The organism is uncultured Paracoccus sp., assembly GCF_947496875.1.
Classification (GTDB): Bacteria; Pseudomonadota; Alphaproteobacteria; order Rhodobacterales; family Rhodobacteraceae; genus Paracoccus.
The window spans coordinates 34,115-52,455 of record NZ_CANMEH010000016.1; the positions used below are offsets into that span (position 1 = coordinate 34,115).

The following is an 18,341-nucleotide window of genomic DNA, read 5'->3' on the forward strand; positions in this document are numbered from 1 at the left end:
GGTCGCGGCCCGCCTCGGCCTGCCCCGCACCAGAATCGGCGCGCAACATGGACCAGACGGCATCGGCCCCGCCGACCGGCCCGCTGCGGCGCGGGCTGAACCTTGTCTACGATGCCGGTGCCGCGCTGGCGGCGCTGAGCCTCGTGGCGCTGCTGGCGGTGATCGTGGCGCAGATGGTGGCCCGCTGGACCGGACAGATGTTCCGGGGCGGGCCGGAATACGCCGGCTATCTGATGGCCGCTGCGTCCTTTCTGGCCTATGCGCACACGCTGAACCGCGGCGCGCATATCCGCGTCGGACTGGGCCTGACGGCGCTGGGGCGACACCGGTTCTGGGGCGAGCTGTTCTGCCTGATCGTCGGCAGTGCCGCCGCCCTCTACCTCGCGTGGTACGCGGCGCGCATGGTGTTCTGGTCGCGCAAGCTGGGCGATGTCAGCCAGGGGCAGGACATGACGCAGCTGTGGATCGTGCAGACGCCGGTGATGATCGGGGCGATGCTGCTGGCCGTGGCCTTCGTCGACAATCTGATCTCGCTGGTCCGGACCGGGCGTGACAACATCCGGGACGACGGCGTGGCCAAACAGATTCAGGCCGAGTGACGAGGCGCCATGTCTGCCGAGATGATCCCGATTGCGGTGTTCCTGCTGACCCTGTTCACGCTGCTGGGTGCCGGTGTGTGGGTCGGGCTGGCCCTGATGGGCGTGGCCTGGGTCGGAATGGAACTGTTCACCAGCCGTCCGGTCGGCGACGCGATGATGACGATCATCTGGCGGTCGTCGTCGTCCTGGACCCTGACCGCACTGCCGCTTTTTATCTGGATGGGCGAGATCCTTTTCCGAACTCGCCTGTCCGAGGACATGTTCCGGGGCCTTGCGCCGTGGATGGCACGGCTGCCCGGCGGTCTGCTGCACACCAACGTGGTCGGCTGCACGGTGTTCGCGGCCGTCTCGGGATCCTCGGCCGCCACGCTGACGACGGTGGGGAAGATGTCGATCCCCGAACTGCGCCGGCGCAACTATCCTGAACGCGAGGTCATCGGCACGCTGGCCGGCGCCGCCACGCTGGGGCTGATGATCCCGCCATCCCTGATCCTGATCGTCTATGGCGTGACGATCAACGAATCCATCACCCGGCTGTTCATGGCGGGAGTCCTGCCGGGCCTTGTCCTGGCGGCGATGTTCATGGGCTACATCGTGCTGGTTTCGACCCTGTCGCGAACCTATCGTCCGGATCCGGAGCCGGCGATGACGCTGGCGGACAAGCTGCGCAATTCACGGTTTCTCATCCCGGTGATGCTGCTGATCACGCTGGTGATCGGGTCGATGTACCTGGGGCTCGCCACCGCGACTGAGGCTGCGGCCTTCGGGGTTCTCGGCGCCCTGGGGCTGGCCCTTGTGCAGCGCTCGCTCACCTGGGCGACGTTTCGCGACAGCCTGATGGGCGCGACCCGCACATCCGCGATGATCGCGCTGATCCTGGCAGGCGCGGCGTTCCTGTCGCTGGCCATGGGGTTCACCGGGCTGCCCCGGGCGCTGGCCGAATGGATCGGGGCGATGGAGCTGAGCCGGCTGCAGCTGCTGCTGGCGTTGATGGTTTTCTATATCGTGATCGGCTGTTTCCTGGACGGGATCTCGTCCGTCGTGCTGACGATTGCGGTGGTCGAGCCGATGGTCCGGCAGGCCGGGATCGACCTGATCTGGTTCGGGATCTTTGTTGTTGTCGTGGTTGAGATGGCGCAGATCACCCCGCCCGTCGGGTTCAACCTGTTCGTCTTGCAGGGAATGACGGGGCACGGCATGGGGTACATCACCCGGGCAGCCCTGCCGATGTTCGGGATCATGGTGCTGATGGTGCTGCTCCTGATCGCCTTCCCGGCGCTCGCCACCTGGCTGCCCGAGAACATGCGGCAGGTTCGACCCGGTTGACCCTGTCCGTTCCCGAGGCTTTCTGAACCCGGTGGGCCAGCCTTCCGGCTTGTTATGCTGGCGTTACCGCACCCATATGGGGATGAGGTTGGCTGGCGGCGTGGGCCGTCGCGGTACTGGGGCGACGATGACGGACCGACGCACGCGATATGCCGCCATCCTTGCTGCAGTCCTGTCGCTGTCGGTCGTGGCGGCCATGTTCGTCCTGAACGGGGCGACCGTCGCCAACGGCCAAGCCGGATCAAGCGGTGGTCGAGGGGACAGCCCCGCCGCCCCGACCAGCGTCGGGGTCCTGGAACTGTCGCGGCAGGCGGTGCCGGTCACCGTTACTCTGCCGGGCCGCGCCGTCGCCTTTCAACAGGCCGCGATCACCCCCGAGGTCGGCGGAAAGATCACCGAGATCGCCTATGAGCCGGGGACCGAGGTCACGGCCGGGACGGTGCTGTTCCGACTGGAGGACGAGACCCTGGCCGCCCAGCTGTCCGCCGAGGAGGCCGCCGTCGTGTCGACGGAGGCTGCGGTAGAGGGTGCCGAGGCAACGGTCGACCGCTATCGACGGCTGCAGGGATCGGGTGTCAGCCAGGCCGAGCTGGAAAACGCTCAGGTGGCGCTGGCCAGCGCCCGCGCGGCGCTGAGCGGCGCGCAGGCTCGCCGCGAACTGGCCGAGCTGGCGCTACGTCGCACCGAGATCCGCAGCCCGATCGACGGGATAGTTGACGTGCCGTCGGTGAGCATCGGGGACATCGTGTCGGCGGGGCCCCAGACGACACTGACCACCGTGACCCAGCTCGATCCGATCCACGTGGACGTGGCGGAATCCCGTGCCAGGTTCCTGCGCAACCTGGCACGGCAGGACGCCGGCACGCTGCGTCCCGGCGAGGGACCGATGGCACAGCTGATCCTGGAAACCGGGCAGGTCTATGATCAGGAAGGCTATATGGTCAGCCCCGGCCTTGCGGTGAGCCCGACCACCGGCACCGTGCCGTTCCGGCTGCGCTTCGGGAACCCGGCCCGGCTGATCCTGCCCGGGCAGTTCGTGCGCGTGCAGTTGCAGATCGGACTGGTCGACGGGGTGCTGGTGCCGCAGCGGGCGACCAGCCGCGCCGCGGACGGCTCGCTGACCGCTTTCCTGGTGCGCGACGGCAAGGCCGAGGAGGTTGTCCTGACGGAGGCGGGAACCCATCAGAACGCCTGGATCGTCACGGAAGGGGTCGAGGCTGGCGATCAGCTGGTGCTGGACGGTCTGACCAACCTGCGGGACGGCACCGAGGTCGCGCCGGTTCCGGTGATGATCGACGCCGAGGGCGTGGTGCGCGACGTTGCGGAAAGCGACACGGACGAGCACGGTGCGGCCGAGGGGAGCGGCACTCCGGGGCCGCAGAGCGCCGGGGCACAGCCCGCAGGCTTGGCGGCAGAGGCGGGGACGACCGCGTTCTTGGGCGCGCCGCCAGCCGACGGGTCCCCGTCCGGCGGCCCTGGATCGGCTGACGCTGCCGACGCGCTGCGGTCGGTCGGCCCGCCGGGCGGGCAGCCCGCGCCGGCGGTCCGGGCCGAATAGGCCATGGCGCAGTTCTTCATCCACCGTCCGGTTTTTGCCTGGGTGCTGGCGATCGTGACCATGCTGGTGGGTGTCTACGCACTGCTTGGGCTGCCGGTGTCGCAATATCCCGATATCGCCCCCACGACGATCCGGATCAGCGCCAGCTATTCGGGCGCGACGGCCGAGGCGGTGCAGAACTCGGTCACCACGCCGATCGAGGATTCGCTGACCGGCATCGATGGACTGCTGTATTTCGAATCGAACTCGTCCCAGGGCCGGTCCTCACTGACCCTCACCTTCGATGACAGCGTCGATCCGACCGACGCGTTGAACGATGTCCAGTCGCGGGTGCGCAGCGTCGAGTCGCGGCTTCCCTCGCCCGCGCAGACCGCTGGCGTGTCGGTCAGTCGCTCGTCCTCATCCATCCTGATGGTCGGCTCGCTGGTGTCCACCGACAACCGCTATCGCACCGTCGAACTCGGCAACCTGCTGGAAGAGGTGGTCGAGGGACCGGTCAAGCGCGTCCAGGGCGTGGGCGGGATCAACATCTTCGGGTCCGGCTATGCGATGCGCATCTGGCTGGACCCGCTGCGGCTGGCGCAGTACCAGCTGACGCCCACCGACATCGTGTCGGCGGTCGCGGCGCAGAACGTGACCGTGTCGGTGGGCGCGCTGGGGACCCAGCCGGTGCTGCCGGGTCAGCAGTTCACGGCGACCATCACGGCCCAGAGCCAGCTGACCGGGGTCGACGATTTCCGCCGCATCCTGCTGAAAACCGGCGAGGACGGCGCGTCGGTCTGGCTGGGCGATGTGGCCCAGATCGAGATCGGTCAGGAACGCTATGGTGTCGACAGCCGCTTCAACGGGCTGAATGCCTCGGGCTTCGGGGTCAATCTGGAAACCGGGGCCAACGCCGTCGAGACCGCAGCGGGGGTCCGCGCGGTGCTGGCCGATCTGCAGACGGCGCTGCCCGACGGGGTCGAACTTCGGGTCGCCTATGACACCTCGCCCTTCGTCGAAAAGTCGATCGAGAAGGTCTATCACACGCTGCTGGAGGCGATCGCGCTGGTCGTCGCGGTGATCCTGCTGTTCCTGCAGAACTGGCGCGCGACGCTGATCCCGGTGATCGTGGTGCCCGTGGTCCTGCTGGGCACTTTCGCGGTGCTGGCGGTGCTGGGCTATTCGATCAACACGCTGACCATGTTCGCGATGGTGCTGGCGATCGGCCTTCTGGTCGATGACGCCATCGTCGTCGTCGAGAATGTCGAGCGGGTGATGCGCGAGGACGGGCTGAACCCGGTCCAGGCGACGGAACGCAGCATGCGCCAGATCACCGGCGCGCTGATCGGGATCGCTGTCGTCCTGTCGGCGGTGTTCCTGCCGATGGCGTTCATGGCGGGGTCGACCGGCGTGGTCTATCGCCAGTTCTCGGCCACCATCATCACCGCGATGATGCTGTCGCTGGCCGCGGCGCTGATCCTGACCCCCTCGCAAACGGCGACACTGCTGCGTCCGCATCATGGCCCGTCGGGTTTTGCCCCGGCGCGATGGTTCAACCGCAGCTTCGATCGGATCACTGAAGGTTACGCGCGTGTCGTGGTCCGGATCGTGCGCCGGCCGTTCCTCGTGCTCCTCGTACTGGTGCTGATCAGCGTGTCGGTCTGGCAGCTGTTCACGCGGATGAACTCGACCTTCCTGCCGACCGAGGATCAGGGCGTGCTGATGGCCCAGATCAACCTGTCCGAAGGCTCGACGGCGCAGCAGACCCGGGCCGTGGTGGAGGAGATCGAGAGCTATCTGCTGACCGAGGAACCGTCCGTCGCCTCGACCTTCGGCGCGCTGGGGTTCGGCTTTTCGGGAAGCGGGCAGGGCAGGGCGATGTTGTTCGTCCGACTCAAGGACTTTGCCGAACGGCCGGAACCGGATCAGGCCGCCGCGGCACTGGTCCAACGCGCCAACGCCCGGTTCGGGTCGCATCGGGCCGGCCGCGTCACCTTCATGCAGCCGCCCCCGATTCAGGGGCTGGGCAACAGCGCCGGGTTCAGCATGTTCCTCATCGACCAATCGGGGCGTGGCGTACCGGCCCTGCAGGAAGCGGCGATGGAACTGCAACGCCGGGCCGACAGCGATCCGCGCGTCACCAGCGTGTTTGGCCGGGGGGACGAGGATGACGCCGCCCTGCGCCTCGATATCGACACCCAGCGTGCCGAGGCGCTGGGGCTGAACCTCAGCGACGTCAACGGCATGCTGTCCACGATCTTCGCTGGGCGCGAGGTCAACGACTTCGCGCTCGGGGCCACGCTGCGGCCGGTGCTGGTGCAGGGCGAGGCCGCGTTCCGGATGCAGCCCGAGGATCTGGAGGCGTGGTACGCCCGCAACAGCGCCGGCGAGATGGTGCCGTTCAGCGCGTTCATGTCGACGCGCTGGGTTCCGGTGTCGCCGCGACTGGCGCGGTTCGAGGGGACGGACGCGATATCGATCGCCGGCAGCGAGGCACCGGGAACCAGTTCGGGCGAGGCGATGGACGCCATGGAAGAACTTGTCGCGGGGTTGCCGGGTGGCGGCTATGGCACGGCATGGACCGGCCTGTCCTACCAGGAACGGCAGGCCGGCAACCAGGCGCCCTATCTGTATGCGCTGTCCGCCCTCGTGGTGTTCCTGTCGCTGGCGGCATTGTACGAAAGCTGGTCGGTGCCGTTCTCGGTCATGCTGGCCGTGCCGGTGGGGGTGCTCGGCGCGGTCCTCGCGGCGCTGCTGTTCGGTCAGTCGAATGACGTCTATTTCAAGGTGGGGGTGCTGACGACGATCGGGCTGGCGGCCAAAAACGCGATCCTGATCATCGAATTCGCGCGCGTGCTGGAACAGCAGGGCCGCGGCCCCGAGGAGGCCGCCGTCGAGGCCGCGCGTCTGCGCCTGCGCCCCATCCTGATGACGTCGCTGGCGTTCATCCTGGGGGTGTTGCCCCTGGCGATTGCACGCGGGGCCGGGGCAGCGGCGCAGAATTCCATCGGCATTGGGGTGATGGGCGGGATGATCGCGGCCACCTTTCTGGGGATCTTCATGGTGCCCGGCTTCTACGTCGCGGTTCGTCGCATGACGGGCGCACGACGGATGCAGGTTCAGGGCAGCCCGGCCGAGTGACCCCATTGGCACCCGATCGCACGGTTGCGGAACGGGAGCTCACCCGCGAAAATCGATCTCCGAAGGCCCTGCCTTGGCCTGGGCTGTGCGCAGGAGGATTTCATGATCGACACACCCGAGCGCCGGCCGGATCTCACCGACTGGATCGGCCGAACCGAAAGCCGGGACGAGATCCTGCGCCCGTTCCCGGCCGACGCGATGGCGGCCACACTGGACCGGGACGAGCGCCATCCCGACGGCACGGCGCTGCCCGCCTTGTGGCACTGGCTGTATTTCCTGCCGATCCACAAGCTGTCCGACAGCGGTCGCGACGGGCATGCGGCAAAGGGCAATTTCCTGCCGCCCGTGCCGCTGCCGCGGCGGATGTGGGCGGGCAGCCGGTTCAGCTTCCGCTCGCCCCTGCGGATCGGGACCGCGGCGCGCCGGGTGTCCAGCATCACCAGTGTCCGTCCCAAGGAGGGGCGCAGCGGCGCCCTGTGCTTCGTCACCGTGCAGCACGACCTGTTCGATGGAGATACCCACTGCATCGCCGAGGAACACGATATCGTCTATCGTGAGGAACCTGCCGCCGGGGCGCCGGCACCTGCGCCTCAGCCCGCCCCCGAGACGTCGGATTTCACTCGCGCCGTCCACCCCGATCCGGTGCTGCTGATGCGGTACTCGGCGCTGACCTTCAACGGTCACCGGATCCACTATGATCGACCATATGCCACCGGCGTCGAGGGCTATGGCGGGCTCGTCGTTCATGGGCCGCTGCTGGCGACGCTGCTGATGGACCTGCTGCGGCGCCAGATGCCGGATGCCGAGGTGGCGACATTCGCGTTCCGCGCCCTGGCCACGATCATCGACACCGAGGATTTCACGGTGCACGGCGCCCGTCAGGATGACGGTAGCATGCGCCTGTGGGTGCGCCGTCACGACGGCGCGCTGGCGATGGATGCCACCGCGACGCTGGCCTGAAAACCCCGGCGACGTGGATCCGGTGGACGCAGCGGACCTCTACTGCATCATTCCGCCGAGCGAAGTGCCAGCGTCCCAAGGACACAAAATGGCGGACGCAAGCGCCAACTGATCCTATTGTGGGCCGCAGGCTGCGCCGCATCACGGCGGGCCGGGACAGGTCACGCCCTGTCCAGCCACGTCCAACGGGAGGATAGGACGATGACACTGACCCGCCGCATGCTGATGGCGACAAGCGCCGCAGCGTTCGCCCTGACCGCGATGCCGCTGCGCGCGCAGGAGCCGATCGTGATCAAGTTCAGCCACGTGGTCGCGCCGGAGACGCCCAAGGGGAAGGGCGCCGAGAAGTTCAAGCAACTCGCCGAGGAGTACACCGATGGACGGGTGACCGTCGACGTGTACCCGAACAGCCAGCTCTACAAGGACAAGGAAGAGCTGGAGGCGTTGCAGATGGGGGCGGTCCAGATGCTGGCGCCGTCACTGGCAAAGTTCGGGCCACTGGGCGTCGGGGACTTCGAGGTGTTCGACCTGCCCTACATCTTCCCGGATCGCACGGCGCTGCAGAAGGTGACCTCTGGCGAGGTGGGCGACGCGCTGCTGGCCAAGCTGGAACCCAAGGGGATCACCGGGCTGGCGTACTGGGACAACGGCTTCAAGATCATGACGGCGAATAGTCCACTGCGGATGCCGGAGGATTTCCTGGGACAGAAGATGCGGATCCAGTCTTCTAAGGTGCTGGAGGCGCAGTTCCAGGCGCTGGGCGCCGTTCCCCAGGTGATGGCGTTTTCCGAGGTCTACCAGGCCATGCAGACCGGGGTCGTCGACGGGTCCGAAAACACCCCGTCGAACGTCTACACACAGAAGATGCACGAGGTTCAGAAACACGCCACCGTGTCGAACCACGGCTACATCGGCTATGCGGTCATCGTGAACAAGGCGTTCTGGGACGGCCTGCCGGACGATGTGCGCGAACAGCTCGATCGCGCGATGGTCGACGCCAGCGAGTATGCCAACAGCATCGCCCAGGACGAGAATGCCGCCGCGCTGCAGGCGATCCGCGACGCGGGTACGACAGAGGTGCACGAGCAGACGCCTGAAGAGCGCGAGGCATGGATGGCCGAGCTCGAAAGCGTTTACGCCGAGATGGAGTCCCGGATCGGCAAGGAGACGATCGAGATGGTCAGGTCGGCCACGCGCTGAACGTGGCTTAAGGCGGTCACGGCCGGGGTCAGGCGTCGGGATGGCGCCGCGCCCCAGACCGGCCAGGCCAGTCCGCCTCTAGCTGCGCAGCGTTTCCAACGCGCGGGTCAGGTCGTCGCGCAGCGCGCGTCGTTCCTTGGGCGCCAGAAAGACGCCCAGTTCGATCTCGCGGCCGCCGTCGGTCAAGGTCAGGTAATCCTCGACCGGCTTGCTGCGCAGCGACAGGCGGACCCAGTAGGGGTTCGCCTGCCATTGCCGGTCGGCGCGACCGGGATCGTGCCGCGTGACCGTAATTCGGTCCGGCGTCAGTTCGACCAGCTCGTGCATCTGGCCGGCGCGGTTGTTGACCCGGATCGCCATCCACAGCCCGGCCCCAACCAGCACGGCAAACGGCAGCAGCCCCCACAGCACGGCATTGCCCACGACAGCCAGCATGGGCAGCGCCAGCCCCAGCGCCGTCAGCCCCATCACCCACACGAAGCCGGTGACGGGAAGCGACCGGTGAGGCCAGATCATCAGCCGCCGGTCGGTGGGGCTGGTGTCGTGCCATGCATAGGGCATGTGGCTCGGTGGTCCCCCGTTCGGGTGCTTACGGAAAACGGGCCCCGGATTGCTCCGGAGCCCGCTTGCATCAATGTCGACGCGGCTCAGTGGTTGTGCGCGTGATCCCAGTCCTCGCGCTTGGGAAGCTGCTCGAACGTGTGTTCGGGCGGCGGCGAGGGCAGCGTCCATTCAAGGGTATCGGCGTGTTCGTTCCAGTAGTTGGGCACGGTGACCCGACGCCCGGCGAACAGCGTGTAGAACACGACGCCGATGAAGAACAGGAACGACGCAAAGGTGATGTAGGCACCGATCGACGAGATGTTGTTCCAGTAGGCGAACTCCACCGGGTAGTCGATGTAGCGGCGCGGCATGCCCTGGCGTCCCAGGAAGTGCTGCGGGAAGAACAGCAGGTTCGACCCGATGAACATCATCCAGAAATGGACATGGCCGGCCCATTCGGGATACTGCCGCCCGCTCATCTTGCCGATCCAGTAATAGACCCCGGCAAAGATCGCGAACACCGCACCCAGCGACATCACATAGTGGAAGTGCGCCACGACGTAGTAGGTGTCGTGATAGACCCGGTCCAGCGGGGCTTGCGCGAGGACGACGCCAGTCACGCCGCCGACGGTGAACAGGAACAGGAAGCCGAAGGCCCACATCATCGGCGCCCTGAACTCGATCGAGCCGCCCCACATCGTCGCGATCCAGCTGAACACCTTGATGCCCGTGGGCACCGCGATGGTCATGGTCGCCAACATGAAATAGGCCTGCTGCGTGACGCTCATCCCGGCCGTGTACATGTGGTGCGCCCACACGACAAAGCCCAGGACACCGATCGCCGCCATCGCCAGCACCATCGGCAGATAGCCGAAGATCGGCTTGCGCGAGAATGTCGAGATCACGTGGCTGATGATGCCGAAGCCCGGCACGATGATGATGTAGACCTCGGGGTGACCGAAGAACCACAGGATGTGCTGGTACAGCACAGGGTCACCGCCGCCCGCCGGATTGAAGAAATGGGTGCCGAAGTTGCGGTCCATCAGCAGCATGGTGATGGCCCCGGCCAGAACCGGCAGCGCCAGCAGGATCATCCAGGCGGTGATGAACACCGACCATGCGAACAGCGGCACCTTGAACAGGGTCATCCCCGGGGCGCGCATGTTGAGGAAGGTGGTGATGATGTTGATCGACCCCAGGATCGACGAGGCGCCCGACACGTGAACCGCGAAGATCGCCAGATCCATCGAGTAGCCGCTTTCGGTGGTCGACAGCGGCGGGTACAGCACCCAGCCGACGCCCGACCCGAGCTGGCTGTTTCCCCCAGGGGCCAGCAGCGAGGCGACGCCGAGCGCCACACCGCAGACATACAGCCAGTAGGACAGGTTGTTCAGCCGCGGAAATGCCATGTCGGGCGCGCCGATATGCAGTGGCATGAAGTAGTTGCCGAAGCCGCCGAACAGTGCCGGGATGACGACAAAGAACATCATCAGCACGCCGTGATACGTGATCAGCACGTTCCACAGATGCCCGTTGGGCGTGCACTCGGTGGCCGCGTCGGCAAACAGCCGCGCCCCTTCCAGACACATGTACTGCACACCGGGGTGCTGCAGTTCCATGCGCATGTAGACGGTGAAGGACACCGAGATCAGGCCGACCAGGCCTGCGGTGAACAGGTAAAGGATACCGATGTCCTTGTGGTTGGTGGACATGAACCAGCGGGTGAAGAACCCGCGAGTGTCATGATGCTCACCGTGGCCGTGAACGGCGGCGTCAGCCATGTCATGCTCTCCTCAGAATCAGCGCCAGCCCGGCTGGCAGCGCCGCGGGACTTTCACGATTGTTAGCCGACGAATTCCAGCCGGGCAATGCGTCGGACCGTTCGGGCAAGAGAAAACCCCCGGGTGCAGGGCACCCGGGGGTCGATCATGTGGCGCTCATCGTCCCGGTCACCCCGTCGGGGCGACCGGCAAGACGGATCAGTTCGACGCCGGGGCGGTATCCGCGTCCGTGGCCGGGGTGTCGGCTGCGGGGGCCGCGGCCGCGCCATTATCGTCGTCGCCGTTGTCGTCGTCATCGCCGTTCTCGCCGGCCTCAGGCGAGTGCTGCGCGAGGAACGCGACCACGTCGGCCTGATTCTTGCTCAGCTTGAAGGTCATCTTTGTCTTGGCTTTGTCGTTGCCGGTCTTCTCTTTCAGATAGGCGGCCGGATCGGTGACGTACTCGGCCAGCGAAGCCTCGTCCCACACCATGTCCGGGTTCTTTTCGGCCAGCTCGAGGATGCCGTCGCCGTACTTGAAATCTTCCTGCGACGCCGGCTTTCTGCCGACGATGCCGTAAAGGTTCGGGCCGGTCTTGCCACCCTTGACGATGTCTTCGCCGTCATCGTCCTGGATCATGTGGCAGGCCTTGCACTTGTTGTATTCCTTTTCACCGGCGGCGGCGTCGCCGTCCTGCGCGGCAGCGGGCAGGGCCAGGGCAAGCGCGGCGAACGTGGCGAAAATGCTGGTCTTCATCATGATGTCCTCTCAACCGTCGGAGTGGGGGCAAGGGGTCGTTTCCCTCGCCGTCCGGGATATGTGCAGGGTATAACGGTTACAAGCCGGATTAGGTCCTGACAACTTCGTCAGCGTCCCATTTCGCGGTCGCCCGACTGTCCGGGTCCAGCCACGCGGCAAAGGTCGCCTGCAACGCGGCATCCAGATCGCCCATGGTGACCGGCAGGCCCAGATCGACGAGGCTGGTGACGCCGTGCCCGCGAATGCCGCAGGGCACGATGCCCGCGTAATGCGACAGGTCCGGTTCCACATTGATCGCCAGCCCGTGAAAGCTCACCCAGCGGCGCAGCTTGACGCCGATGGCCGCGATCTTGTCCTCGCGCATCGACCCGTCGGGCAGGGCGGGCTTTTCGGGGCGGGCGATCCAGACGCCGACACGACCGTCGCGGATCTCGCCACGCAGGCCGAACTCGGCAAGCGCGTCGATCACCCAGCCCTCGAGCGCCGCGACGAAAGACCGCACGTCGCGCCCGCGCCGGTTCAGGTCGAGCATGGCATAGACGACCCGCTGGCCCGGGCCGTGATAGGTGAACTGCCCGCCCCGTCCGGTTGCGAACACGGGGAAGCGGTCCGGCTGGACCAGGTCGGCGGCTCTGGCGCTGGTGCCGGCCGTGTAGAGCGGCGGGTGTTCGACCAGCCACACGGCCTCGGGCGCCCGGCCAGCGAGAATGTCGGCGACCCGCGCCTCCATCGCGGCAACGGCGTCGGGATAGGGGGTCAGGGCGGGCCGGGACGTCCATTCGATCATCCGACCCGATTGCCGGGAGCGTAGCGGTCGCGCAAGCCTGCATGAGCCGCGCGCATGTTTTCGGTGAAGAACATGAATTTCCCTTATGTGCCGGCCGGGGGTATAAGGCGGCACCCGCGAAAGGACGAACCGACCATGACACTGCCCCTTGCCCCCGCGGCCCAGGCCATCCGGGCCGCCGCCCGCGACCGAATCCTGATCCTGGACGGTGCGATGGGCACCCAGATCCAGCAGTTGAGGCTGGGCGAGGAAGACTTCGTGGGCGACGCCAACCGCGCCGGGGGCTGCGCCTGCCACATTCACACCGATCACCCGCAACAGGGCAACAACGACCTGCTGAACCTGACCCAGCCCGAGGCGATCCAGGCCATCCACCTGCGCTACGCGCTGGCCGGCGCCGACATCGTGGAAACCAACACGTTCTCGTCCACCCGGATCGCGCAGGCGGATTACGGGATGGAGGAGCGGGTGTTCCAGCTGAACCGCGAGGGCGCACGGCTGGCGCGCGCGGCGCTGGACCAGGCGACGGCGCAGGACGGCCGGCCGCGCTGGGTCGCCGGCGCGCTGGGGCCGACGAACCGCACCGCGTCGATCAGCCCGGACGTGAACGACCCCGGGTTCCGCGCGGTGACCTTCGACCAGCTGCGCGAGGCCTATGCCGAGCAGATCAACGGGCTGATCGCCGGCGGCGCGGACCTGATCCTGATAGAGACGATCTTCGACACGCTGAACGCCAAGGCGGCGATCTTTGCCGCCGAAGAGGTGTTTGCACAAGGCGGGCGCCGCCTGCCGCTGATGATCTCGGGCACCATCACGGACCTGTCCGGCCGCACCCTGTCGGGTCAGACGCCGACCGCCTTCTGGCATTCCGTCAGCCATGCCGAACCGCTGACGGTCGGGCTGAACTGCGCGCTGGGGGCCAGCGCGATGCGGCCGCATCTGACCGAGCTGTCCGAGGTGGCCGGCACCCTGATCTGTGCCTACCCCAATGCCGGGCTGCCCAACGAGATGGGCGAATACGACGAATCGGCCGCTGCAATGGCCGCCCAGATTGCGGAATTCGCGGATGAGGGGCTGGTCAACATCGTGGGCGGTTGCTGCGGATCGACCTCCGACCATATCGCCGCGATCGCCGCCGCCGTCCCGGACAAGGCGCCCCGTCAGGTGCCCGACATCACGCCGCGGCTGCGGCTTTCGGGGCTGGAGCCGTTCGTCAAGACCGACGAGATCCCCTTTGTCAATGTGGGCGAGCGCACGAACGTCACCGGCAGCGCCCGGTTCCGAAAGCTGGTCACCAGCGGCGACTATGCGGGCGCGCTGGACGTGGCGCGCGACCAGGTCGAGAACGGCGCCCAGATCATCGACATCAACATGGACGAGGGGCTGATCGACAGCGCCGCGGCCATGACCGCCTTTCTGAACCTGATTGCGGCCGAGCCCGACATCGCCCGCGTACCGGTGATGATCGACAGCTCGAAATGGGAGGTGATCGAGGCGGGGCTGAAATGCGTGCAGGGCAAGTCGGTCGTGAACTCCATCAGCCTGAAGGAAGGCGAGGAGTCCTTTTTGAATCAGGCGAGGCTGTGCCGCCGCTATGGCGCAGCCGTCGTCGTCATGGCCTTCGACGAGCGGGGGCAGGCGGATACGGAAACCCGCAAGGTCGAAATCTGCAGCCGCGCCTACGATCTGCTGACCGGGATCGGTTTCCCGCCCGAGGACATCATCTTCGACCCCAACATCTTTGCGGTGGCGACGGGAATCGAGGAACACGACAACTACGGCGTCGATTTCATCGGCGCAACACGCCGGATCCGGCAGTTGCTGCCGCATGTCCATGTCTCGGGCGGCGTCTCCAATCTGTCCTTCAGCTTTCGCGGCAACGAGCCGGTCCGCGAGGCCATGCACGCGGTGTTCCTGTATCATGCGATCCAGGCGGGCATGGACATGGGCATCGTCAACGCCGGTCAGCTTGCCGTCTATGACCAGATCGATCCGCCGCTGCGCGAGGCCTGCGAGGATGTCGTTCTCAACCGGCGCGCCGACGGCACCGAGCGCCTGCTGGAGCTTGCGGAACGGTTCAAGGGCGAAGGCGGCGCCAAGGGGCGGGAGAAGGATCTGGCCTGGCGCGAATGGTCGGTCGACAGGCGCATGGAACACGCGCTGGTGAACGGCATCACCGAGTTCATCGAGGAGGACACCGAAGAGGCGCGGCTTGCCGCCGAGCGTCCGTTGCACGTGATCGAAGGGCCGCTGATGGCCGGCATGAACGTCGTGGGTGACCTGTTCGGCGCGGGCAAGATGTTCCTGCCGCAGGTGGTCAAGTCCGCCCGCGTCATGAAACAGGCCGTCGCCCATCTGCTTCCCTATCTCGAGGCCGAAAAGCTGGACGGAGCCTCAAGTTCCGCCGGCAAGATCCTGATGGCGACGGTGAAAGGCGACGTGCACGACATCGGCAAGAACATCGTCGGCGTCGTGCTGGCCTGCAACAACTACGAGATCATCGACCTGGGCGTGATGGTGCCGGCGACCAAGATCCTGGAAACCGCCGTCGCCGAAAAGGTGGACATCATCGGACTGTCGGGACTGATCACGCCGAGCCTCGACGAGATGGTCCATGTCGCCGCCGAGATGGAGCGGGGCGGCTTCGACATCCCCCTGCTGATCGGGGGGGCCACGACAAGCCGCATCCACACCGCCGTCAAGATCAATCCCCGCTACAACAGGGGCCAGGCCGTCTACGTGACCGACGCCAGCCGCGCGGTCAGTGCGGTCTCGAGCCTGCTGTCAAACGACAACGCGAGCTACATCAGCGAGATACGGGGCGAATATCAGAAAATGGCTGAGCGCTACAAGCGCGGCGACGACAACCGGTCGCGGCTGTCCTTGGACGCCGCGCGTCAGAACGCGGTGCGACTGCACTGGTCGTCCTACGATGCGCCGCGTCCGCAGTTCACGGGAACCCGTGCGCTTCCCGACTGGGACCTTGCCGAGATTGCCGCCTATATCGATTGGACTCCGTTCTTCCAGACCTGGGAGATGAAGGGTGTCTATCCCAAGCTGCTCGACGATCCCGTGCAGGGCGAGGCCGCGCGGACCCTGTTTGCCGATGCGCAGGCAATGCTGACACGGATCATCGACGAACGGTGGTTCACCCCGCGGGCCGTGGTCGGGTTCTGGCCCGCCAACCGCGACGGCGACGACATCCGCCTGTGGACGGACGAGACCCGCAGCGAAACCCGAGCCGTCCTGCACACCCTGCGTCAGCAGGTGACCAAGCGAGAAGGTCGACCCAACGTCGCGCTGGCCGATTTCGTGGCGCCTGCCGGCCAGCCCGACTGGGTCGGCGGCTTCGTGGTGACGGCGGGGGACGAGACGGCGCGGGTTCAGGCCTACCGTGACGCGCATGACGATTTCTCGGCCATTCTGGTCCAGGCCCTGTCGGATCGCTTCGCCGAAGCGCTGGCCGAGCTGCTGCACCAGCGCGTGCGCCGGGAATACTGGGGCTATGCGCCCGATGAGGCCTTCACGCCACAGCAACTGGTGGGCGAACCCTATCGCGGCATCCGGCCTGCGCCCGGCTATCCGGCCCAGCCGGACCACACCGAGAAACACACGCTGTTCCACCTGCTCGACGCGACGGCGGCAACCGGCGTCGAACTGACCGAGTCGATGGCGATGTGGCCGGGATCGTCGGTCAGCGGACTCTATCTGGCGCATCCCGAGGCGTACTACTTCGGCGTCGCCAAGGTCGAGGCAGATCAGGTCGACGATTATGCCGCCCGCAAGGGGATGAGCGTCGCCGAGACCGAACGCTGGCTGGCCCCGGTCCTCAACTACGACCCGGTCGAGCGGGCGGCTGCGGAATAGATCTTTTCAAGTCGGGGCAGGCTCGCTATGTCAGCGGCACCACGGATTGCGGTCGTGGCGGAATTGGTAGACGCGCAGCGTTGAGGTCGCTGTTCCTTAACCGGAGTGGAAGTTCGAGTCTTCTCGACCGCACCATGTCATACGTGTAAGTGTTGGTGTGCGATGGGTAAATATCGGAGGGTCAGGGATCTGTCCCCCCAGGTTATCCCCCCGATCAGGACGTAGCCGAGATGGCGGGTGGACCGCATTGTCCGGGTGCGGAGTTCTCCTCTGGGTCGCAATCCCAGCGACGAACCTACGCGTAGGGATGCTTCTCTTGCCTGCCGCGACTTTGCTGCTTGGCGGTCGAGACGATGGTCAATCTCGTCGACCTTCTTGTCCAACTGCGAAGTCTTTTGTCGCTCCCCGCATGGCTCATCCAGTTGAGCGGGCATGCATCGCGAGCGCCCAGCCACGCTATTCCACACGTCACTGGGTGTGCGCGGCGCGCAGACTCGTCCAGCGCATGAGCAGCGAGGCGAGTGCTTTCACGATGACCTGCTCGTCGCTTGTGCCAGCTGAGCTGCTTCAGCCCTCGATCCGATCCTGAAGTCTGCGGATCGACCTGGCAAAAGCGGCCGGCCGCCGAGTGGCCACGCGGCAACGCCATCGCCACCCTGCAAGTGTGACCATCCATGCGCTGGAGGAGGCTGGCGGTGACATTGCCGAGGACGCGCGGGTTGCTCCCCAACAGCCAGGGGCGCGCCGGGAGATGTCCGCGGCATGGCTGCCCGTTAGCCCCCCAATAGGTTCCGCAAGGATGTCGGTGCAGGCACAAATGAGGTTCGCGTGTCCCCGCAGGACGTGCGCCTCTCCTCTCCTCTCCTCTCCTCTCCTCTCCTCTCGTTCGCTCGTTCGCTCGCTGGTCGGGCCGGGCGCCGCTGTACGCAGTGTCGAGCGGCGCCTTCCGCCCCGCGCCCCGATACAGCACCGAGGAAATTCGGGTCATCGGCCTGCGCCGGAAGATCGCCGAGCGGATGGAGGCGGCCAACCAGGTCCCGCACATCACCATCGTCGAGGAGGTGGACGCCACCGCCGTCGAGGAGCTGCGGACGCGGATGAACGCGTCGACCCAGCAGACAAGGCTGACGCTTCTGCCGTTCCTCGCCCGCGCCATCGTGCGTACCGTGCGCGAGCAGCCGATGCTGAACGCGCATTACGATGCAGACGCAGGGCTGATCCGCCGCTTTGGCGCCGTCCATATCGGTATCGCGGCGCAGACGCCCTCTGGCCTCATGGTGCCGGTTCTGCGCCATGCCGAGACGCTGGAGCTGCGCGCCGCCGCGGGCGAGATCGCGCGGCTCGCCGCAGCCGCCAGGGACGGCAGCGCCAGGCGCGACGAGCTTTCCGGCTCGACCATCACCATCACCTCTCTGGGACCCCTGGGGGCGATCGCGACCACGCCGATCCTGAACGTGCCCGAGGTTGCCATCGTCGGCGTGAACCGGCTGGCGGTCAGGCCGTTCTGGAACGGCGCCGCCTTCGAGCCCAGGAAGATGATGAACCTGTCCTGCAGCTTCGACCACCGGGTCATCGACGGCTGGGAGGCTGCGGTCTTCGTCGCGCGGCTGAAGGAGCTGCTGGAGACCCCGGCGCTGATCTTCGTGGAGGGCTGAGACGCGCGAGATCCAATGCAGGCTGCTCATCATCGGCGCGGGACCCGGGGGCTATGTCTGCGCCATCCGCGCCGGCCAACTCGGCATCGATACGGTCATCGTCGACGCGGACCCTCCCGGCGGAACCCGGCAAGACCGCCGTGGTCGAGACGCCCGAAGGCCCGGTGCAGATCCGCGCCGAGGTTCTGGTCCTGGCCACGGGCT

At 66.6% G+C, this 18,341-nt stretch carries 12 protein-coding genes, 1 tRNA gene and 1 pseudogene; 10 read left to right on the plus strand and 4 right to left on the minus strand.

Annotated features, from left to right (window positions below):
* Positions 1 to 47 precede the first annotated feature (47 nt).
* From Q0938_RS15175 to Q0938_RS15200, 6 genes are all read left to right on the plus strand, one after another.
* Positions 48 to 599, plus strand: a complete 552-nt coding sequence (locus tag Q0938_RS15175) for a TRAP transporter small permease subunit (protein ID WP_299363993.1) — start codon at positions 48 to 50, stop codon at positions 597 to 599.
* Between the two features lie 9 nt (positions 600 to 608).
* Entirely contained in the window at positions 609 to 1,925 is a 1,317-nt protein-coding gene (locus Q0938_RS15180) for a TRAP transporter large permease subunit (protein ID WP_299363994.1), read from the plus strand.
* Positions 1,926 to 2,052: 127 nt separating this feature from the next.
* Positions 2,053 to 3,483 (plus strand): efflux RND transporter periplasmic adaptor subunit, encoded by a 1,431-nt coding sequence (locus tag Q0938_RS15185; RefSeq protein ID WP_299363996.1) that lies wholly within the window; start codon positions 2,053 to 2,055, stop codon positions 3,481 to 3,483.
* Positions 3,484 to 3,486: 3 nt separating this feature from the next.
* Positions 3,487 to 6,606, plus strand: a complete 3,120-nt coding sequence (locus Q0938_RS15190) for a multidrug efflux RND transporter permease subunit (RefSeq protein WP_299363998.1) — start codon at positions 3,487 to 3,489, stop codon at positions 6,604 to 6,606.
* A 102-nt stretch (positions 6,607 to 6,708) separates the two neighbouring features.
* Complete coding sequence (locus Q0938_RS15195; RefSeq protein WP_299364000.1) at positions 6,709 to 7,566, plus strand: MaoC family dehydratase N-terminal domain-containing protein; 858 nt, start codon at positions 6,709 to 6,711, stop codon at positions 7,564 to 7,566.
* A 201-nt stretch (positions 7,567 to 7,767) separates the two neighbouring features.
* Complete coding sequence (locus Q0938_RS15200; protein WP_299364003.1) at positions 7,768 to 8,766, plus strand: TRAP transporter substrate-binding protein; 999 nt, start codon at positions 7,768 to 7,770, stop codon at positions 8,764 to 8,766.
* Between the two features lie 78 nt (positions 8,767 to 8,844).
* On the opposite strand, the gene Q0938_RS15205 is transcribed toward Q0938_RS15200, so the two are convergent.
* The 4 genes from Q0938_RS15205 to lipB all read right to left on the minus strand — a co-directional run bounded on the left by Q0938_RS15205 (position 8,845) and on the right by lipB (position 12,729).
* Positions 8,845 to 9,327, minus strand: a complete 483-nt coding sequence (locus tag Q0938_RS15205) for a DUF2244 domain-containing protein (protein ID WP_299364005.1) — start codon at positions 9,325 to 9,327, stop codon at positions 8,845 to 8,847.
* An 86-nt stretch (positions 9,328 to 9,413) separates the two neighbouring features.
* The gene (locus tag Q0938_RS15210; RefSeq protein WP_299364008.1) at positions 9,414 to 11,090 is read right to left on the minus strand and encodes a cytochrome c oxidase subunit 1; all 1,677 of its coding nucleotides are present in this window, start codon (positions 11,088 to 11,090) and stop codon (positions 9,414 to 9,416) included.
* 198 nt (positions 11,091 to 11,288) lie between these two features.
* Entirely contained in the window at positions 11,289 to 11,825 is a 537-nt protein-coding gene (locus tag Q0938_RS15215) for a cytochrome C (protein WP_299364010.1), read from the minus strand.
* 91 nt (positions 11,826 to 11,916) lie between these two features.
* Positions 11,917 to 12,729: a lipoyl(octanoyl) transferase LipB gene (gene lipB, locus Q0938_RS15220; protein ID WP_299364012.1), complete on the minus strand. Its 813-nt coding sequence runs from the start codon at positions 12,727 to 12,729 to the stop codon at positions 11,917 to 11,919.
* 21 nt (positions 12,730 to 12,750) lie between these two features.
* Between lipB and metH the strand changes: the two genes are divergently transcribed.
* From metH to Q0938_RS19460, 4 genes and pseudogenes are all read left to right on the plus strand, one after another.
* Positions 12,751 to 16,482, plus strand: a complete 3,732-nt coding sequence (metH, locus tag Q0938_RS15225) for a methionine synthase (RefSeq protein WP_299364014.1) — start codon at positions 12,751 to 12,753, stop codon at positions 16,480 to 16,482.
* 48 nt (positions 16,483 to 16,530) lie between these two features.
* A tRNA-Leu gene (locus Q0938_RS15230) sits at positions 16,531 to 16,617 on the plus strand.
* A gap of 794 nt (positions 16,618 to 17,411) precedes the next feature.
* On the plus strand, positions 17,412 to 18,137 hold the full coding sequence (locus Q0938_RS15235) for a dihydrolipoamide acetyltransferase family protein (protein WP_366942768.1): 726 nt from the start codon (positions 17,412 to 17,414) through the stop codon (positions 18,135 to 18,137).
* Between the two features lie 10 nt (positions 18,138 to 18,147).
* Positions 18,148 to 18,341 (plus strand): annotated as a pseudogene (locus Q0938_RS19460) (FAD-dependent oxidoreductase); the annotation flags it as partial.

Coding starts and splice junctions, on each gene's coding strand:
- Q0938_RS15180 (WP_299363994.1), top strand. CDS start 609: ATGTCTGCCGAGATGATCCCGATTGCGGTGTTCCTGCTGACCCTGTTC.
- Q0938_RS15215 (WP_299364010.1), bottom strand. CDS start 11,825: ATGAAGACCAGCATTTTCGCCACGTTCGCCGCGCTTGCCCTGGCCCTG.
- Q0938_RS15195 (WP_299364000.1), top strand. CDS start 6,709: ATGATCGACACACCCGAGCGCCGGCCGGATCTCACCGACTGGATCGGC.
- Q0938_RS15200 (WP_299364003.1), top strand. CDS start 7,768: ATGACACTGACCCGCCGCATGCTGATGGCGACAAGCGCCGCAGCGTTC.
- Q0938_RS15205 (WP_299364005.1), bottom strand. CDS start 9,327: ATGCCCTATGCATGGCACGACACCAGCCCCACCGACCGGCGGCTGATG.
- Q0938_RS15175 (WP_299363993.1), top strand. CDS start 48: ATGGACCAGACGGCATCGGCCCCGCCGACCGGCCCGCTGCGGCGCGGG.
- Q0938_RS15190 (WP_299363998.1), top strand. CDS start 3,487: ATGGCGCAGTTCTTCATCCACCGTCCGGTTTTTGCCTGGGTGCTGGCG.
- Q0938_RS15210 (WP_299364008.1), bottom strand. CDS start 11,090: ATGGCTGACGCCGCCGTTCACGGCCACGGTGAGCATCATGACACTCGC.
- metH (WP_299364014.1), top strand. CDS start 12,751: ATGACACTGCCCCTTGCCCCCGCGGCCCAGGCCATCCGGGCCGCCGCC.
- Q0938_RS15185 (WP_299363996.1), top strand. CDS start 2,053: ATGACGGACCGACGCACGCGATATGCCGCCATCCTTGCTGCAGTCCTG.